Source organism: Trichlorobacter thiogenes (genome assembly GCF_900167465.1).
In the GTDB taxonomy this organism is placed as follows: Bacteria; Desulfobacterota; Desulfuromonadia; order Geobacterales; family Pseudopelobacteraceae; genus Trichlorobacter; species Trichlorobacter thiogenes.
This window is the reverse complement of sequence record NZ_FUWR01000009.1, coordinates 1-15,922: the sequence shown is the minus strand read 5'-3', so window position 1 is coordinate 15,922 and position 15,922 is coordinate 1. Positions and strand designations below refer to the sequence as shown.

General features: G+C 46.2%; 31 protein-coding genes and 1 pseudogene. 1 reads left to right on the top strand and 31 read right to left on the bottom strand.

The window, feature by feature from the left end; translation table 11 throughout:
* Positions 1-116 precede the first annotated feature (116 nt).
* Complete coding sequence (locus tag B5D39_RS09130; RefSeq protein WP_078790156.1) at positions 117-569, top strand: YaaR family protein; 453 nt, start codon at positions 117-119, stop codon at positions 567-569.
* Positions 570-661: 92 nt separating this feature from the next.
* Here the strand turns inward: B5D39_RS09130 and rplQ are convergent.
* The 31 genes and pseudogenes from rplQ to B5D39_RS08975 form a co-directional block, all read right to left on the bottom strand.
* Positions 662-1,015 (bottom strand): annotated as a pseudogene (gene rplQ / locus B5D39_RS09125) (50S ribosomal protein L17); the annotation flags it as partial.
* A 50-nt stretch (positions 1,016-1,065) separates the two neighbouring features.
* A complete protein-coding gene (locus B5D39_RS09120; RefSeq protein WP_078790154.1) occupies positions 1,066-2,088 on the bottom strand; it encodes a DNA-directed RNA polymerase subunit alpha in 1,023 nt (340 codons plus the stop codon).
* 66 nt (positions 2,089-2,154) lie between these two features.
* A complete protein-coding gene (gene rpsD, locus B5D39_RS09115; RefSeq protein WP_078790153.1) occupies positions 2,155-2,781 on the bottom strand; it encodes a 30S ribosomal protein S4 in 627 nt (208 codons plus the stop codon).
* Between the two features lie 47 nt (positions 2,782-2,828).
* Positions 2,829-3,221 (bottom strand): 30S ribosomal protein S11, encoded by a 393-nt coding sequence (gene rpsK / locus B5D39_RS09110; protein WP_012469437.1) that lies wholly within the window; start codon positions 3,219-3,221, stop codon positions 2,829-2,831.
* Between the two features lie 29 nt (positions 3,222-3,250).
* Entirely contained in the window at positions 3,251-3,619 is a 369-nt protein-coding gene (gene rpsM, locus B5D39_RS09105) for a 30S ribosomal protein S13 (RefSeq protein WP_078790152.1), read from the bottom strand.
* Between the two features lie 19 nt (positions 3,620-3,638).
* Positions 3,639-3,752, bottom strand: a complete 114-nt coding sequence (gene rpmJ, locus B5D39_RS09100; RefSeq protein ID WP_012469435.1) for a 50S ribosomal protein L36 — start codon at positions 3,750-3,752, stop codon at positions 3,639-3,641.
* A 27-nt stretch (positions 3,753-3,779) separates the two neighbouring features.
* Positions 3,780-4,526, bottom strand: a complete 747-nt coding sequence (gene map, locus B5D39_RS09095) for a type I methionyl aminopeptidase (RefSeq protein WP_078790151.1) — start codon at positions 4,524-4,526, stop codon at positions 3,780-3,782.
* 2 nt (positions 4,527-4,528) lie between these two features.
* Positions 4,529-5,173 carry an adenylate kinase gene (locus B5D39_RS09090; protein WP_078790150.1) on the bottom strand — a complete coding sequence of 215 codons (645 nt, stop codon included), beginning with the start codon at positions 5,171-5,173 and terminating at the stop codon, positions 4,529-4,531.
* A gap of 1 nt (position 5,174) precedes the next feature.
* Positions 5,175-6,488 (bottom strand): preprotein translocase subunit SecY, encoded by a 1,314-nt coding sequence (gene secY, locus B5D39_RS09085; protein ID WP_078790149.1) that lies wholly within the window; start codon positions 6,486-6,488, stop codon positions 5,175-5,177.
* Positions 6,482-6,931: a 50S ribosomal protein L15 gene (gene rplO, locus B5D39_RS09080; protein WP_078790148.1), complete on the bottom strand. Its 450-nt coding sequence runs from the start codon at positions 6,929-6,931 to the stop codon at positions 6,482-6,484. Before rplO ends, secY begins: the two co-directional genes overlap by 7 nt.
* A 15-nt stretch (positions 6,932-6,946) precedes the next feature.
* Positions 6,947-7,123, bottom strand: a complete 177-nt coding sequence (rpmD, locus tag B5D39_RS09075) for a 50S ribosomal protein L30 (protein ID WP_078790147.1) — start codon at positions 7,121-7,123, stop codon at positions 6,947-6,949.
* A gap of 36 nt (positions 7,124-7,159) precedes the next feature.
* Positions 7,160-7,648, bottom strand: coding sequence for a 30S ribosomal protein S5 (gene rpsE, locus B5D39_RS09070; protein ID WP_078790146.1), 489 nt, complete (start codon positions 7,646-7,648; stop codon positions 7,160-7,162).
* Between the two features lie 27 nt (positions 7,649-7,675).
* Positions 7,676-8,044 carry a 50S ribosomal protein L18 gene (rplR, locus tag B5D39_RS09065; RefSeq protein WP_078790145.1) on the bottom strand — a complete coding sequence of 123 codons (369 nt, stop codon included), beginning with the start codon at positions 8,042-8,044 and terminating at the stop codon, positions 7,676-7,678.
* Between the two features lie 29 nt (positions 8,045-8,073).
* Positions 8,074-8,613, bottom strand: a complete 540-nt coding sequence (gene rplF, locus B5D39_RS09060) for a 50S ribosomal protein L6 (RefSeq protein WP_078790144.1) — start codon at positions 8,611-8,613, stop codon at positions 8,074-8,076.
* A 32-nt stretch (positions 8,614-8,645) separates the two neighbouring features.
* The gene (gene rpsH / locus B5D39_RS09055) at positions 8,646-9,044 is read right to left on the bottom strand and encodes a 30S ribosomal protein S8 (RefSeq protein WP_078790143.1); all 399 of its coding nucleotides are present in this window, start codon (positions 9,042-9,044) and stop codon (positions 8,646-8,648) included.
* Between the two features lie 30 nt (positions 9,045-9,074).
* Entirely contained in the window at positions 9,075-9,260 is a 186-nt protein-coding gene (locus B5D39_RS09050) for a type Z 30S ribosomal protein S14 (protein WP_078790142.1), read from the bottom strand.
* Positions 9,261-9,272: 12 nt separating this feature from the next.
* Entirely contained in the window at positions 9,273-9,812 is a 540-nt protein-coding gene (gene rplE / locus B5D39_RS09045; RefSeq protein WP_078790141.1) for a 50S ribosomal protein L5, read from the bottom strand.
* 18 nt (positions 9,813-9,830) lie between these two features.
* On the bottom strand, positions 9,831-10,157 hold the full coding sequence (gene rplX, locus B5D39_RS09040; protein WP_078790140.1) for a 50S ribosomal protein L24: 327 nt from the start codon (positions 10,155-10,157) through the stop codon (positions 9,831-9,833).
* 21 nt (positions 10,158-10,178) lie between these two features.
* Positions 10,179-10,547 (bottom strand): 50S ribosomal protein L14, encoded by a 369-nt coding sequence (gene rplN / locus B5D39_RS09035; RefSeq protein WP_012469422.1) that lies wholly within the window; start codon positions 10,545-10,547, stop codon positions 10,179-10,181.
* 24 nt (positions 10,548-10,571) lie between these two features.
* A complete protein-coding gene (gene rpsQ, locus B5D39_RS09030; RefSeq protein WP_012469421.1) occupies positions 10,572-10,829 on the bottom strand; it encodes a 30S ribosomal protein S17 in 258 nt (85 codons plus the stop codon).
* Positions 10,830-10,836: 7 nt separating this feature from the next.
* Positions 10,837-11,025: a 50S ribosomal protein L29 gene (gene rpmC / locus B5D39_RS09025; protein WP_078790139.1), complete on the bottom strand. Its 189-nt coding sequence runs from the start codon at positions 11,023-11,025 to the stop codon at positions 10,837-10,839.
* Positions 11,015-11,437 carry a 50S ribosomal protein L16 gene (gene rplP / locus B5D39_RS09020; protein ID WP_012469419.1) on the bottom strand — a complete coding sequence of 141 codons (423 nt, stop codon included), beginning with the start codon at positions 11,435-11,437 and terminating at the stop codon, positions 11,015-11,017. Before rplP ends, rpmC begins: the two co-directional genes overlap by 11 nt.
* An 18-nt stretch (positions 11,438-11,455) precedes the next feature.
* On the bottom strand, positions 11,456-12,088 hold the full coding sequence (gene rpsC / locus B5D39_RS09015; protein WP_078790138.1) for a 30S ribosomal protein S3: 633 nt from the start codon (positions 12,086-12,088) through the stop codon (positions 11,456-11,458).
* A gap of 15 nt (positions 12,089-12,103) precedes the next feature.
* Positions 12,104-12,445: a 50S ribosomal protein L22 gene (rplV, locus tag B5D39_RS09010; protein WP_078790137.1), complete on the bottom strand. Its 342-nt coding sequence runs from the start codon at positions 12,443-12,445 to the stop codon at positions 12,104-12,106.
* 16 nt (positions 12,446-12,461) lie between these two features.
* Positions 12,462-12,740, bottom strand: coding sequence for a 30S ribosomal protein S19 (rpsS, locus tag B5D39_RS09005; RefSeq protein WP_078790136.1), 279 nt, complete (start codon positions 12,738-12,740; stop codon positions 12,462-12,464).
* Between the two features lie 22 nt (positions 12,741-12,762).
* A complete protein-coding gene (gene rplB / locus B5D39_RS09000; protein WP_078790135.1) occupies positions 12,763-13,587 on the bottom strand; it encodes a 50S ribosomal protein L2 in 825 nt (274 codons plus the stop codon).
* A 32-nt stretch (positions 13,588-13,619) separates the two neighbouring features.
* Positions 13,620-13,904 carry a 50S ribosomal protein L23 gene (gene rplW, locus B5D39_RS08995; protein ID WP_012469414.1) on the bottom strand — a complete coding sequence of 95 codons (285 nt, stop codon included), beginning with the start codon at positions 13,902-13,904 and terminating at the stop codon, positions 13,620-13,622.
* A complete protein-coding gene (gene rplD, locus B5D39_RS08990) occupies positions 13,904-14,524 on the bottom strand; it encodes a 50S ribosomal protein L4 (protein ID WP_078790134.1) in 621 nt (206 codons plus the stop codon). Before rplD ends, rplW begins: the two co-directional genes overlap by 1 nt.
* Positions 14,525-14,543: 19 nt before the next feature.
* Positions 14,544-15,179, bottom strand: a complete 636-nt coding sequence (gene rplC / locus B5D39_RS08985) for a 50S ribosomal protein L3 (RefSeq protein WP_078790133.1) — start codon at positions 15,177-15,179, stop codon at positions 14,544-14,546.
* Positions 15,180-15,206: 27 nt separating this feature from the next.
* On the bottom strand, positions 15,207-15,515 hold the full coding sequence (gene rpsJ, locus B5D39_RS08980) for a 30S ribosomal protein S10 (RefSeq protein ID WP_012469411.1): 309 nt from the start codon (positions 15,513-15,515) through the stop codon (positions 15,207-15,209).
* An 18-nt stretch (positions 15,516-15,533) separates the two neighbouring features.
* A partial coding sequence (locus B5D39_RS08975) for an elongation factor Tu (protein ID WP_483028302.1) occupies positions 15,534-15,922 on the bottom strand: 389 nt, incomplete at its 5' end.

The following is a 15,922-nucleotide window of genomic DNA, read 5'->3' as shown; positions in this document are numbered from 1 at the left end:
CAGCAAATACAGCTAGTTTAGCGACAAAACAGTAGCACACTGAATCCGGCTTGAAAACCGTATTCACACTGCTATACTTATCATAATTCCTCAGCATTACTTTCGTCGGAGACCACATGAAGATTACTGATAAAAATGGGGTACGGGACCTGCGTAAAGGTGCCCAGTCAACTCCTGCTAAAAAGGACGGGACTGGCCTCTTTTCTCTTTTTTCTTCAGAATTGAAGACAAAACAGCATGAAATTAATAATTACAATCAAGATGTAACAGAGCTAAGAGCTTCCCTTGATGCAGTCGGCCAAGCACTGGAACAAGAACCAACAATTCAAAACTTCAAGAAATTCAGAGAGCTGTTAAGCAAGCTTGCCAAGCAGGTTTCAAGTGAAGCGTACCGACTTGAAAAAGTTGGCGGTACGCCAATGAATCCTCGCTATTATGAAATAATCACCGTGATTGATAAAGAAGCAGACAAGTTATATGAACTTGTTGTAAAGGAACAGAAGGACAGAATGGCTATTACAGCCTCTGTGATTGGCATTAAAGGGTTAGTCGTAGACTTACTAACTTAACAGGACCAGCTTCAAACAAGAAAAAGCGGCTCAAAATGAGCCGCTTTTTCTTGTATCTTCACCGATAGCAATTAAGCCTGCTGAGGTGTAGCCTCTTCAACCAGCTCAATTACCGAAAGAGAAGCAGCATCACCTAAACGTTGGCCAAGCTTAATAATACGGGTGTACCCACCTGCACGATCCTTATAACGAGGCGCGATGGTGCTGAATAGTTTGGTCACCACAGACTTCTCACGAATATAAGCTGCTGCTTGGCGTTGTGCATGCAGATCGCCGCGCTTACCAAGGGTAATCATCTTTTCTGCTACGCAACGGATCTCTTTAGCCTTGGCATCAGTAGTAACTATACGCTCATGGTTAAGGAGTGAAGTTACCATATTTCTAAACATGGCAATACGATGACTGGTAGTACGGCCAAGTCTTCTACCTGAATGATTGTGACGCATCGGTTCTTCCTTTCTACTATTCTACGAAAGTATCCACACCTGTAAAGGTGTTATTCTTCATCCTTCTGCTCACCGCGCAGACGCTTAATCACTTCTGGATCAGGAAAGGAATCCAGCTTCATACCGAAGGTTAATCCCATTTCATTCAAAATGTCCTTGATCTCATTGAGTGACTTACGACCAAAATTCTGTGTCTTGAGCATTTCTGCTTCTGACTTTGACACCAGTTCACCTATCAGCTTGATACCGGCATTTTTAAGACAATTAGCTGAACGAACCGAAAGCTCAAGCTCTTCAACAGTGCGATACAGGTTTTCATTGATCTTGGAATCATCTTCGGCCGCTTCATCCTGATAAAGTGGCTCAGACTCCTCATCAAAGTTAATAAAAATTGACATCTGCTCTTTTACAATCTTAGCAGCATAGGCAATGGCATCATCGGGCTTCGCACTACCATCAGTCCATACTTCCAAGGTCAGTTTGTCATAGTCAGTCATCTGACCAACACGAGCATTTGAAACAACAAAATTAACCTTAATGATTGGAGAGAAAATAGCATCAATAGGAATGGTGCCTACAGGAGCTTTTTCATCACGATTACGATCAGCAGACACATAACCTTTGCCGATTTTTACCGTCATTTCCATCTCAAGCACAGCATCTTTGCCACAAGTTGCAATATGCATCTCAGGATTCATGATCTCGACATTATGCGGAACCATGATATCAGCAGCTTTAATAATGCCGTCACCCTTATGAATGACCCTGATAGTTGCCTGATCAGTACCGTGAAAGCGCAGTCTTACACTCTTAAGGTTTAATATGATATCAGTTACGTCTTCAGTAACACCAGGAATCGATGAAAATTCATGCTGTACACCTTTAATCCGCACAGACGTAATAGCGGCACCTTGCAAAGAAGAAAGCAATACTCGACGCAAAGAGTTACCAAGTGTAGTACCAAAACCACGCTCAAAAGGCTCCGCAACGAACTTACCATACATCGGTGTAAGCGTTTCTTTTTCAATCTGAAGTTGTTTCGGCTTTATCAGATCACGCCAGTTTTTATACATTCAAATCCTCCCCTCAAGGGGTAAACGATAGATTACTGCGTAAACCAATACTGAACTAAACAAATACTACTTGGAGTAAAGTTCAACAATCAGCTGTTCCTGAATCGGAGTAACGATATCTTCGCGAACTGGGATCATTTTTACTGAACCCTTAAATTCATCACGTCCAAGCTCAAGCCACTGGGGAATGCCACGACGAACAACAGCATCTAATGCCTCATTAATAGAAACAACAGCACGGCTCTTCTCACGCAGTTCAATCTGATCGCCAGATTTTACCTGCATTGAAGGGATAGTTGCTTTACGACCATTCAGTACAAAGTGGCCATGACGAACCAGCTGACGTGCTTCTGAACGTGAAGAAGCAAAACCCAAACGATAGACAACGTTATCAAGACGACGCTCAAGCAGGGTAAGCAGGTTTTCGCCTGTAACACCCTTCATACGGTCTGCTCGGTCAAAATAGCTACGGAACTGCTTTTCCAGCAGACCATACAAACGCTTAACCTTTTGTTTTTCACGCAACTGGACACCGTAATCAGAGGTTTTAGAACGTCCTTGTCCATGCTGGCCCGGAGGGTAGTTACGACGCTTAAGGGCACATTTATCTGTATAACAACGGTCCCCTTTCAGGAACAGTTCCATATTTTCTCGTCTGCACAAACGGCAGGATGGTCCGATATATCTAGCCAAGACAGCCTCCTCTTACAGTATCAGGTGCTTATTAAATAGCGGTTATATTAAACTCTTCTACGCTTAGGTGGACGGCAACCATTATGAGGAATTGGTGTCACGTCACGAATAAAACTAACGTTTAAACCAGTTGCCTGCAATGCACGAAGCGCTGATTCACGACCTGAACCGGGACCTTTAACATATACTTCGATATTACGAAGACCATGTTCTTGAGCTTTCCGAGCACAATCCTCAGCCGCAACCTGTGCAGCAAACGGGGTGCTTTTACGTGAGCCCTTGAACCCCTTGGCACCAGCAGTAGACCAGGCAACAACATTACCCACCGGATCTGTGATGGTTATAATGGTATTGTTAAACGTTGCTTGGATATGAGCAACGCCATTGGTTATATTCTTTTTTTCTTTCTTTTTTCTGACGACCTTTTTTGGGGCTGCCATACTACCTCCAGACGTATTCTGTGGTTAAATTACTTCTTCTTGCCAGCAACCGTACGAGCAGGACCTTTACGTGTACGTGCATTGGTCTTCGTACGTTGTCCACGACATGGCAAGCCCTTACGATGACGCAGACCACGATAACAACCGAGGTCCATCAAGCGCTTGATATTCATAGACACTTCACGACGAAGGTCACCTTCAACCTTAACATTCTTGTCTATTTCTTCACGGAGCTTACCAACCTCAGCCTCTGTGAGCTTATCAGTGCGAGTGCTACCGTCAATACTGGTAGCAACAAGAATATTCTTGGCGGTTGTACGCCCTATACCGTAGATATAGGTCAAGGCGATTTCTATCCGCTTGTTTTTTGGTAGGTCAATACCCGCAATACGTGCCACTGCTCGTCCTCCTTGGTTGTTACCCTTGACGTTGAGAATGCTTGGGTGTGTCACAAATAACGCGCACAACACCTTTGCGCTTAATGATCTTGCACTTATCGCAGATCTTTTTGACAGATGCCCGAACTTTCATTTCTGTTCACCTTTCTGCCTACGCCTCTTAGAGGCGTGTAAGAATATCAGGACCGTTAGACGTTATTGCTACAGTATGCTCAAAATGTGCAGAAAGACTACCATCGGCAGTTACCGTCGTCCAACCGTCATCAAGAACCTTAACTGCAAAACTACCTATATTTACCATCGGCTCAATCGCCAACACCATACCAGGCTTGAGCTGCACACCTCGTCCAGCTACACCATAGTTAGGCACTTGTGGTTCTTCGTGCAGTTTTTTGCCAATACCATGTCCGACAAAATCACGAACAACCGAATACCCAGCATTTTCTACATGGGTCTGAACAGCACAAGAAATATCAAACAAGCGACCGCCTGAAATAGCTTGATCAATTCCCTTGTAAAGTGACTCCTCAGTAACCTTAAGAAGCTTTGTTGCTTCTGAACTCACAGCAGCAACCGGTATAGTCACAGCAGCATCGCCGTAAAACTCATCATAAAGCACACCGAAATCAACACTTAATATATCGCCATCTTTAAGAGGTATCGAATTCGGCATCCCGTGAATCACACGATCATTAGGAGAACAACAAAGTGCAAACGGGAAACCAGCATAACCTTTAAACGCAGGTATCGCTTTACGCTTCTTGGTTTCCTTGAGTGCAATTTCTTCCAGATCAAGTGTAGATACACCTGGGACTGCTTTTTCCTTCAAAAGAGCAAGAACTTCTGCAACTATTTGACACGGCACACGCATCCGCTCAATCTCACGAAGAGACTTTAGGACGATCATTACTAACTCACCAAAGCATTGATGATCCGTTGCTGAATTTCCGCTATCGCCCCCATACCAGGGATCGAACACAAAACATGCTTAGATCTATAATATTCCTTAAGAGGGGCGGTCTGTTGCTCATACACCAGCAACCTATTCCGTACCGTATCCTCTTGATCATCTGCTCGCTGCACTAAACTCGAACCACAAATATCGCAGACGCCCTCTTCTTTAGGAGCATCAAAAGTAATGTGATAACCCTTACCACATGATGGACAGGACCTGCGCCCAGACAATCGCTTTACGATTTCTTCCGTATCAACCTCAAGGGATATTACATGATCGATTGCACGACCTGCTTGCTTTAAAATCAGATCCAATGCGTCAGCCTGTGGTATCGTACGGGGAAAACCATCAAGCACAAAACCGGCACAACAATCATCCTGAACAATTCGCTCAGCAACAATACCGAGCACAATATCATCAGAGACAAGGCCACCCTGAGCCATAATCTCCTGCGCCTTAACACCCAATGGCGTACCAGCCTTCACAGCCGCACGCAGCATGTCACCAGTAGAGATCTGGGGAATCTTGTAAGACTCCACCAAGAACTGAGCCTGGGTACCTTTACCAGCCCCCGGAGGACCGAACAGAACCAAATCCATACTACCTCCGGCCTCGTATCCTGACACCTTTTAAGAAGCCATCATAGTTACGGGTTATCAGATGAGACTCAATCTGAGCCACCGTATCCATACCCACACCAACAGCAATCAAAAGCGATGTCCCACCAAAATAAAATGGCAAGTTAAGCCTAAAACCACTAACAAGCAGAGACGGCAGCACACAAACCAATGAAATATAAATAGCACCAGCAAAGGTCAACTTGGTAAGTATACTATCCATATACTCAGAAGTTTCCTTTCCCGGACGAATTCCAGGTATATAACCGCCATGCTTTTTAATATTTTCTGCAACGTCAGCAGGGTTAAACGTGACAGCCGTATAGAAATAGCAAAAGAAAACAATAAACGCAACATAAAATACATTATACAACCAATTACCTGGCGTCAGCATTTTTGCAAACTGTTGAACAGCAGGAATATTAATAAAATTGGCCACTGTTGCCGGAAACATAATAATCGATGATGCAAAGATAGGAGGAATAACGCCGGCCATATTTACTTTTAAGGGTAAATGAGAAGTTTGAGGACTGAATGTCTTCAAACCAGTAACCCTCTTAGCGTAGTGAATAGGTAGTCGCCGTTGTCCACGCTCAACAAAAACAATAGCAGCAATAACTGCAGCCATTAAAACCAAAACAAAGATAAGAGCAAATAATGACAAGTTACCACTATTGATCAATTTACCAGTATTGGCGATAGCTGAGGGTATTCTGACAACAATGCCTGCAAAGATAATCAGCGAAATGCCGTTACCGATACCACGCTCAGTCATCTGCTCACCAAGCCACATAATAAAGGCGGTGCCAGCAGTTAAGGTAATAATAGTCAGCAGACGGAAAGACCATCCAGGAGTCGGCACTACCAACTCACCAGCAGGTCCCCGCATACTTTCAAGTCCGATCGCAATACCAGAGCCCTGCACTATACTAAGCAGCACAGTGCCGTAACGAGTATACTGGGTGATCTTTTTCCGTCCGGCCTCACCCTCCTTTGACAACTTTTCAATGGCTGGAACAACTACCGTCAAAAGCTGAAAAATAATGGAAGAAGAGATATAGGGCATGATGCCAAGCGCAAAAACAGACATACGCTCAAGCGCACCACCGGAAAACATATCAAACAGGCCCAGGAGAGTTCCTTGAGCCTGTTTGAAAAAATGTGACAGCGCTACAGAATCGATACCAGGTGTTGGAATATGACATCCCACCCGATACACTGCCAGCATACCCAGTGTGAACAAAACCCGCTTCTTCAATTCAGGAATACGGAAGATGTTCTGAAAAGCCTCTAACACGCGCTGGTGTCCTCTATTTTACCGCCAACAGCCTGAATTTTCTCAATAGCTGACTTACTAAATTTATCCGCTTTCACAGTCAGGGCCTTGGTAATATCACCATTAGCAAGAACCTTAACAGGGAGATTTGATTTTTTCAGCAAGCCTTTAGCATTCATGGCGTCACGATCAACACAGCTACCAGCTTCAAAAACATCCAGCTGCTGCAGATTGATAAGCACATACTCATTCCGGTCAAGCGGCCTAAAACCACGCTTAGGCAAACGACGTTGAAGTGGCATCTGGCCGCCTTCAAAACCTGGCTTAATGCTACCACCAGAACGGGCTTTTTGACCTTTGTGACCCTTGGTTGCTGTCTTTCCGTGACCAGAACCAATACCACGTCCAATACGTTTTCTATTTTTAGTAGACCCCATTGCGGGTCGTAGGCTGTTCAGTTCCATGGAGGTCTCCATCCTTTACTTAACCTTCAACATATGGTTTATCTTGTTGACCATCCCGCGTGTTTCAGGAGTATCCACCAAGGAAACCGTCTGGTGCAGGCGACGCAGGCCAAGGCCACGTACAACCGCACACTGCTTCTCCGTAGCACCAATAGTACTTTTAACCAGGGTTATTTCCAGCATGTTACTCATGGTATCAATTCCTTCGTCAGGGAGTCTTACGTCTGTTTATTCAGCCAGACCACGACGTGCTATAAGCTCTTCAGGGGTCTTGAGCAGACGCAGACCTTCAAAAGCAGCCTTAACGACGTTGTGTGGGTTATTTGACCCGAGGCACTTAGAAAGAATATTGCTAATCCCGGCAGCTTCAAATATCGCACGTGAAGCGCCACCTGCAATAACTCCTGTACCTGGTGAAGCTGGCTTCATAAGAATCCGGCCGGCGCCAAATCGTCCAATGATTTCATACGGAATGGACTGATTTTGGTTAACCGGAACCTTGATCAGGTTCTTTTTAGCCTGCTCTACACCCTTACGGATCGCTTCAGGCACTTCGTTTGCTTTGCCAAGTCCATAGCCGACATGCCCACTGGCATCACCAACAACGACTAGTGCAGAGAAACTAAAGCGACGGCCACCCTTTACAACCTTTGCAACACGGCTGATGTGTACAACCCTGTCTGTCAGGTTTAAATCGTTTGCGTTAATCCTGCTCACTACAAACCTCCCTGGGAGAGTGAAAACTTAGAAATCAAGACCGGCTTCCCGAGCCGCATCTGCAAGAGCCTGTATACGGCCATGATAAAGAAATCCGTTGCGGTCAAACACGACGGAGCGAATATCTTTTTGCAAGGCAACCTTTGCGATTGCAGCACCAACAGCTGCTGCTGAAGACTTATTGCCTGTATGAACACCAGACTGAGCAACACCTTCGGAGCAGGTTGATGCAGCAGCCAAGGTCACACCCTGCACATCATCAATCAGTTGTGCATAAATATGATTTGCGCTTCTAAAAACATTCAAACGTGGTCGCTCAGCAGTACCTGTTACTTTTTTACGTACTCTGACCTGGCGCTTGAGGCGCGTAATAGTTTTTTGTGATGTCTTTCCCACGGATCTGCTCCTTACCCTGTTACAGGTTCCTATTTTTTACCAGTCTTACCAGCCTTACGAAGAATGGTTTCAGTGGCATATTTGATACCTTTGCCTTTATAAGGCTCAGGACCACGGAAGGAACGAATTTTGGCAGCAGTTTGACCAACCAGTTCCTTATCAATGCCTTTTACAGCAAGCTTTGTCATTTTATCAACTTCAACAGTGATACCTGTCGGAAGTGGAAAAACAACCGGATGAGAATAGCCAAGACTCAGCACTAATTCAGATCCTTTAACTTCTGCACGATAACCAACGCCGTTGATTTCGAGATCAGTCTGGTAACCGGTAGTCACACCGACAACCATGTTGTTTACCAAAGTCCGGGTAAGGCCGTGAGCTGAACGAGACTTGATAGCATCATCAGGACGAGTAACACAGATTTTACCGTCCTCTACAGCAACGGAAACTTCTGGCATAATCGTACGGCACAATTCACCCTTGGGACCTTTGATGGTCAGGACTGAATCAGCAAAGGTCACTGCGACCCCTTTAGGAACTTCAATCGGCAATTTCCCGATTCGTGACATTGTGTGACTCCTTTAGAACTGGGACTGACTACTTACCAGACGGTGCAGAGCAGTTCGCCACCGATACCGGCCTGGCGGGCTGATACATCAGTCATGATGCCCTTTGAGGTTGACAAAATCGCAATGCCTAAACCATTTTTGATGGTAGGAATTGACTCAGAGTCAACATAGGTCCGGCTACCTGGCTTACTAATCCGGGTGATCTCATTGATCACAGGATCTTTTTCGTCGATGAACTTCAGATAGACCCGCAGGACTCCCTGACGATTATCAGCGATAACCTTATAATTTTTGATGTACCCTTCTTGCTTCAACACCTGGGCGATATTCACCTTGACATTTGAAGAAGGGATATCGACCTTTTGAAGCTTAACCATATTCGCATTACGAATTCTGGTCAGCATATCGGCGATAGGATCAGTCATTGACATCGAGACGCACTCCTCTGAGGTTATGCAGCATTACCAGCTGGACTTGATAACGCCGGGGATCTGTCCGGCGGAAGCATATTTACGCAGGCAGATACGGCACATCTGAAACTTGCGATAATAAGCCTTGGGACGTCCGCAGACCGGGCAGCGGTTATGCTGACGAACCTTGAACTTAGGCGTGCGCTGCGACTTGTTGATCATCGAGACTTTTGCCACGGAAACCTCCCACTAGTTCCTGAACGGCATGCCCATATGCTTAAGCAGGGCCTTGCCTTCTTCATCATTTTTAGCTGAAGTCACAATAGTAACATTCAACCCCTTGATTTTGTCGATTTCATCATAATTGATTTCAGGGAAAATCAGCTGTTCTTTAATTCCCAGCGTATAATTACCCTGTCCATCAAAAGCCTTACCTGAAACACCTTTAAAGTCACGTACACGAGCAAGTGAAACGTTCATCAGGCGATCAAGAAATTCATACATACGATCACGACGTAGAGTAACCATACAACCGATCGGCATACCTTCACGCAGCTTAAAGCTGGCTATCGATTTTTTCGCCTTGGTAATTACAGCCTTCTGACCAGTGATCTTGCCTAGCTCAGATGCAGCAGAATCGAGAATTTTAACATTCTGGATCGCCTCACCCAGTCCCATATTGATAACAACCTTCTTAATTTTAGGGACTTCCATAATATTTTTGTAATTGAACTCAGTGCGCAGTTTTTGCACTACTTCGTTCTGATATACTTCTTTTAATCTGGCCATGGCCTGGATTCCTCCCGATTAATTCTCCAGAGAGCTGTTACACTTGACACAGGTGCGTTGTTTATCACCGTTTTCAAGTACCGTAACTTTGGTACGAACGGGTTTCACACACTTGGTACAGTAGAGCTGTACATTGGATACATGTAGTGCAGCTTCTTTTTCAGTAATGCCACCAGGCTCATTACCGCGGGCACGTACGTGACGCTTCACCATATTAAGGCCTTCTACGATAACGGCGTCCTTTTTAGGGAGTACCTGCAGCACCTTACCGGTCTTTGCCTTTTCCTTACCGGCAATAACCATTACCGTATCACCTTTAGCTACGTGATATTTTTTCGTTTGCATCAGTGTTTCTCCAATTTTGCGTTAAAGTACTTCCGGTGCAAGGGAGATGATCTTCATAAACTTTTTAGCCCGCAGTTCCCGCGCAACGGGACCAAAGATACGGGTACCTACTGGCTCCTTTGCGTTGTTTATGACAACACCTGAGTTGTTATCAAAACGGATATAGGAACCATCAGGGCGGCCAAGTTCTTTGGCGGTACGAACTATTACCGCTTTGACCACATCACCTTTTTTTACCTTGGAATTCGGTAGCGCTTCACGCACTGAGCAGACAACAATGTCACCAACTCCTGCATATTTACGCTTAGACCCGCCTAATACCTTGATGCAAAACAGTTTCTTTGCACCAGAGTTATCGGCTACGTCAAGTATAGTTTGCATCTGAATCATGCTCGTATCCTCTCTGGGGGGCTGCTACGCAGCGCTCTCAAGAATCTGGCGCAGGGCCCAGCGCTTGTCTTTGCTTAATGGACGGCACTCAACGATCTGCACCTTGTCCCCTGCCTTACAGCTGTTCTTCTCATCGTGAACCTTATACTTTACACTCCGCTTGATATACTTGTTATAAAGCGGATGTTTAACAAGGCGGTCGACTCTTACAACAACTGTCTTTTCCATTTTGTCACTGACCACAACACCGGTCTGAGTACGTCTATGTCCAAGCTCACCCATGACAGTCCTAACCCCTGCTTTCTGTAAGGATGGTATTGATCCGTGCGATATCTTTACGGATCGCGCCAAGCTTTCCAGTATTCTCAAGGCGCCCTGTGTTCAGTTGAAACTTAAGGTTGAAGAGCTCTTGCGTTAATTCTTCACGCTTCTGCTTCAATTCAGCCTCAGCCATTTTACGTATATCATTAGCCTTCATTTTGGGTACCTCTGGTAATGAACTTGGTGGATATAGGCAACTTATGAGCTGCCAACCTGAAGGCCTCGCGTGCGATTTCTTCAGTAACCCCTTCCATCTCATACAGCACCATGCCGGGCTTAACTACACAAACCCATGAATCAGGAGAACCTTTACCTTTACCCATCCGGGTTTCAGCAGGCTTTGCTGTCAACGGCTTATCAGGAAACATACGAATCCAGATTTTACCGCCCCGCTTGATATAACGGGTCATGGCGATACGTGCAGCTTCAATCTGACGTGAGTCAACCCAACCACATTCAGTGGCCTGCAAAGCAAACTCACCGTATGAGATCTCGATCCGGCGGCAGGCTGCGCCTGTCATCCGCCCTTTCATCTGCTTTCTATGCTTAACCCTTTTCGGCATTAACATGTGACTTGCTCCTGAAACTTATTGTCCTGGCAGGACTTCGCCCTTGAAGATCAGGACCTTTACCCCAATGATACCATAGGTGGTCATGGCCTCGGCAAACCCGTAATCGATATCAGCACGCAAGGTGTGCAGCGGTACCCTGCCTTCACGATACCACTCGGTACGTGACATTTCAGCACCACCCAGACGACCTGAGCAGGTGATACGAATACCTTTAGCACCAAACTTGAGCGAAGAGGTTACACTCTTCTTCATTGCGCGACGGAATGCTATCCGGCGCTCAAGCTGTAATGCCACGTTTTCTGCTACAAGTTGAGCATCAAGCTCAGGCTTACGAACCTCATTGATATTAATGAAAACTTCTTTTGAGGTAATGGCAGCCAGATCTTTTTTCAGCAGCTCGACTTCAGCGCCCTTCTTACCAATAATCAAGCCTGGACGAGCAGCATGAATATTGATCTTAGTCTTGTTAGCAGCACGCTCAATTTCAATCTTTGAGATACCTGCACTATACAGACGTTTTTTCAAAAACTTGCGTATCTTCAGGTCCTCGTGGAGATTCTTGGCATAATCAGCCTCAGCGTACCACTTTGAGTCCCAGGTCTTGATGACGCCAAGTCTGAAACCTATCGGATTTACTTTCTGTCCCAAGACTGCACCTCCGGCCTATCTCGTTTTCGTGTCAGACAAAACCACTGAAATGTGGCTTGTCGGCTTGCGGATCTTGCTAGCACGGCCCATTGCGCGTGGAACAAAACGCTTAAGAACTGCACCGCCATCAACAAAGATCGTTTTTACAAACAGCTTGTCTATATCGTTCACACCCTTCTGCTCGGCATTGGCAACAGCCGACTTCAGAAGCTTGAGAAGAATCTGTGCTGACGGGTTCGGCAAGAACGTCAGGGTGTTCAGGGCTTGCTGGATACCCTTGCCCCGAACCAGATCGGCGACAGTCCGCGTCTTACGCGGAGACAGGCGTGCTAATGTTAATTTGGCACTGGATTCCATTCAGATCACTCCTTTATTACTTCTTGACCTTGCTCTTTTTATCGGCAGCATGGCCATGGAAGGTCCGGGTTGGTGAAAATTCACCTAATTTATGACCGACCATGTTCTCGGTTACAAACACCGGGATGAATTTCTTGCCATTATGTACCGCCAGAGACACTCCAATGAATTCTGGAGTAATAGTAGAGCGGCGTGACCAGGTCTTGATGATTTTTTTAGAGTTAGGACCTTCGGTCTCAACTTTCTTCATCAGATGCCCATCAATGAAAGGGCCTTTTTTTATCGAGCGTGCCATATAGAGCTAGCCTCTCATTCGATTATTTCGTGCGTTTTTTAACAATAAAGCGGTCAGACGTCTTATTGGTACGAGTTTTATAACCCTTGGTGGGGATACCCCACGGTGTTACCGGATGACGTCCACCAGAAGTTCTACCCTCACCACCACCATGTGGGTGATCAACCGGGTTCATAGCAACACCACGAACCTTGGGACGCTTGCCCAACCAGCGTGAACGACCTGCTTTACCAAGACTAACATTTTCATGGTCAATGTTGCCTACCTGACCAATGGTTGCATAACAGTCTTGAAGAACCAGACGAACTTCACCGGAAGGCAGCTTAACCTGTGAGTACTTGCCCTCTTTAGACATCAACTGGGCAAAAGTACCGGCACTACGGGCAAGCTGAGCCCCTTTACCAATTTTTAGTTCGATATTGTGAATGATCGTACCCAGCGGAATCGAGCGTAAAGGCAGACAGTTGCCTGGCTTGATATCAGCTTCCGGGCCGCTCAGCACGGTATCGCCTACTTTCAGATCAACCGGTGCGAGAATGTAGCGTTTCTCACCATCGGTATAGTGAAGAAGAGCGATTCGAGCACTACGGTTAGGGTCATATTCAATCGTTGCAACCTTCGCAGGGATACCGCGCTTGTCACGACGAAAATCTATCATACGATACTTCTGCTTGTGACCACCGCCTTGATGGCGTGCAGTTACTCGGCCAAAGTGGTTACGACCACCAGTCTTCTTAATCTTGACCAGCAGGGACTTCTCCGGCGTTGTGGAGGTTATCTCCTCAAACGTCGAACAGGTTTGATGTCTGCGCCCAGCAGATGTGGGCTTGTAGCTCTTTATTGCCATACCTGAACCCCGATTCAGTAATGATTAGTCCGTTACACTTCGAAGAAGTCGACGGTCTGGCCTTCCTTCAGCGTGATATAGGCCTTTTTCCAGTTTTGACGCTTGCCATAATTACGACCGAAGCGTTTTACCTTACCAGCCACATTCACGGTACGTACCGAAGTAACATTGACCTTGAAGAGCGACTCAACAGCTTTCTTGATCTCAATCTTGTTTGAATCTCGGTCAACCACCAACGTGATGGTGTTTGCAGCCTCAGTACCGAGTGATGTTTTCTCAGTAACGTGGGGCTTTTTAATGATTGAATAGATATTCATTACTGCAGCGCTCCTTCCACGAGTCGCACAGCACCCTCGGTCATGACAATGTTTTGATACTTAAGCACATCAAACACATTCAAACCGTCAGCCTTGAGCAACTTAACATAGGGAACATTTCTTGACGAAAGTGAAAGGTTCGTCGAAGGTTCCTCGGTGATGATCAAAGACCGCTCAAGATCGAATTTTTTCATAAATCCTGAAAAATCTTTTGTTGAGATTTTTTCAAATTCGAGCTGATCAAGAACAGTAATCTTTTCACACTTGAGCTGCATAGAAAGCAAGGAACGCAGTGCTGCTTTACGGGCTTTCTTGTTAATACCCAAGTTATAGGTTTTAGGCTGAGGACCGAAAACGGTGCCACCACCAGGATACTGGGGAGCGCGCGAACAACCTTGACGTGCATTACCAGTACCTTTTTGCTTAAAAGGTTTTCTACCGCCACCGGAAACTTCAGCACGGGTCTTAGTCTTAACAGTACCTGCGCGACGATTGGCCAGTTGGACCTTAAGGGCTTGATGAATCAGGGGCTCTTTAACTTCAGCAGCAAAGATCTGCTCATCAAGAGTAACTTCCCCGACCTTTTCACGATTCATATTATACAGAGCTATTGTTGGCATACGTAACTACTCCGTCTGATTACTTGGTGGCTTTGACGCTGTCTTTAATAACAACGACATTGTTCTTGGAACCTGGAATCGCACCTTTTATCAAGATAAGATTCTGATCTGCATCAACTCGAACCACCTGGAGACGCTGAACAGTAACGCGCTCATTCCCCATCTGACCCGGCATTTTCTTATTCTTAAAAACCCGTGAAGGGGTTGCCGAGCAACCGATGGAACCAGGCGCACGGTGAAAGCGAGAACCGTGGGAGGCGCGGCCACCCTTAAAGTTATGACGCTTGATAACACCCTGAAAACCTTTACCAATACTGGTACCAGTAACATCAATCAGGTCACCTGGCTCAAACTGCTGAACGGTAAGTTCATCACCGATATTCAGTTCTGCCTCTTGTTCAAGCTTGAGCTCACGCAGGTGCCTAAACACACCTTTTCCTGCCTTAACGCAATGCCCACGGTCAGCTGAATTTGCCTTAGCAGCATTAACAGCCTCAAAACCAACCTGAACGGCTGAATAGCCATCTACTTCTGCTGTCTTCTTTTGCAGTACCACACAAGGGCCTGCCTGTACCACCGTCACTGGAACGCGGGTACCATCTTCTAGGAAGATCTGGGTCATGCCCAGCTTTTTTCCGATAATCCCTTTATTCATAACAGACATCCTATCTGGCAATAATGTCTACAGCTTGATTTCAACATCAACGCCTGCGGACAGGTCCAATTTCATCAGCGCGTCAACGGTCTGCTGTGTCGGGTCAAGAATATCAATCAGACGCTTATGGGTTCTGATCTCAAACTGGTCACGGGACTTCTTGTCAACGTGAGGTCCACGCAGCACGCAATACTTATTGATAACCGTTGGCAGTGGAATTGGCCCTGCTACACGAGCACCGGTACGCTTTGCCGTCTCAACAATCTCACCGACGGATACATCCAGCAACTTATGGTCATATGCCTTGAGGCGAATTCTGATCTTCTGGCTCTGCATCGCTTCCTCGCTTAATCTTTACTCGATAATTGCGCTGACGACGCCGGCGCCTACGGTACGACCACCTTCACGGATGGCGAAGCGAAGGCCTTCGTCCATTGCGATAGGGGTGATCAGGTTTACGGTCATAGCTACGTTGTCACCAGGCATTACCATTTCAGTGCCTGCTGGCAGTTCTGCAACACCGGTTACGTCTGTGGTGCGGAAGTAGAACTGGGGACGGTAGCCGTTAAAGAATGGGGTGTGACGACCACCTTCTTCTTTGGTGAGGATATAGGCTTCTGCCTTGAACTTGGTGTGCGGGGTGATGCTACCGGGCTTGGCAAGTACCTGGCCACGCTCGATGTCTTCACGCTTTACACCACGAAGCAGGGCGCCGATGTTGTCGCCGGCCTGACCTTGGTCAA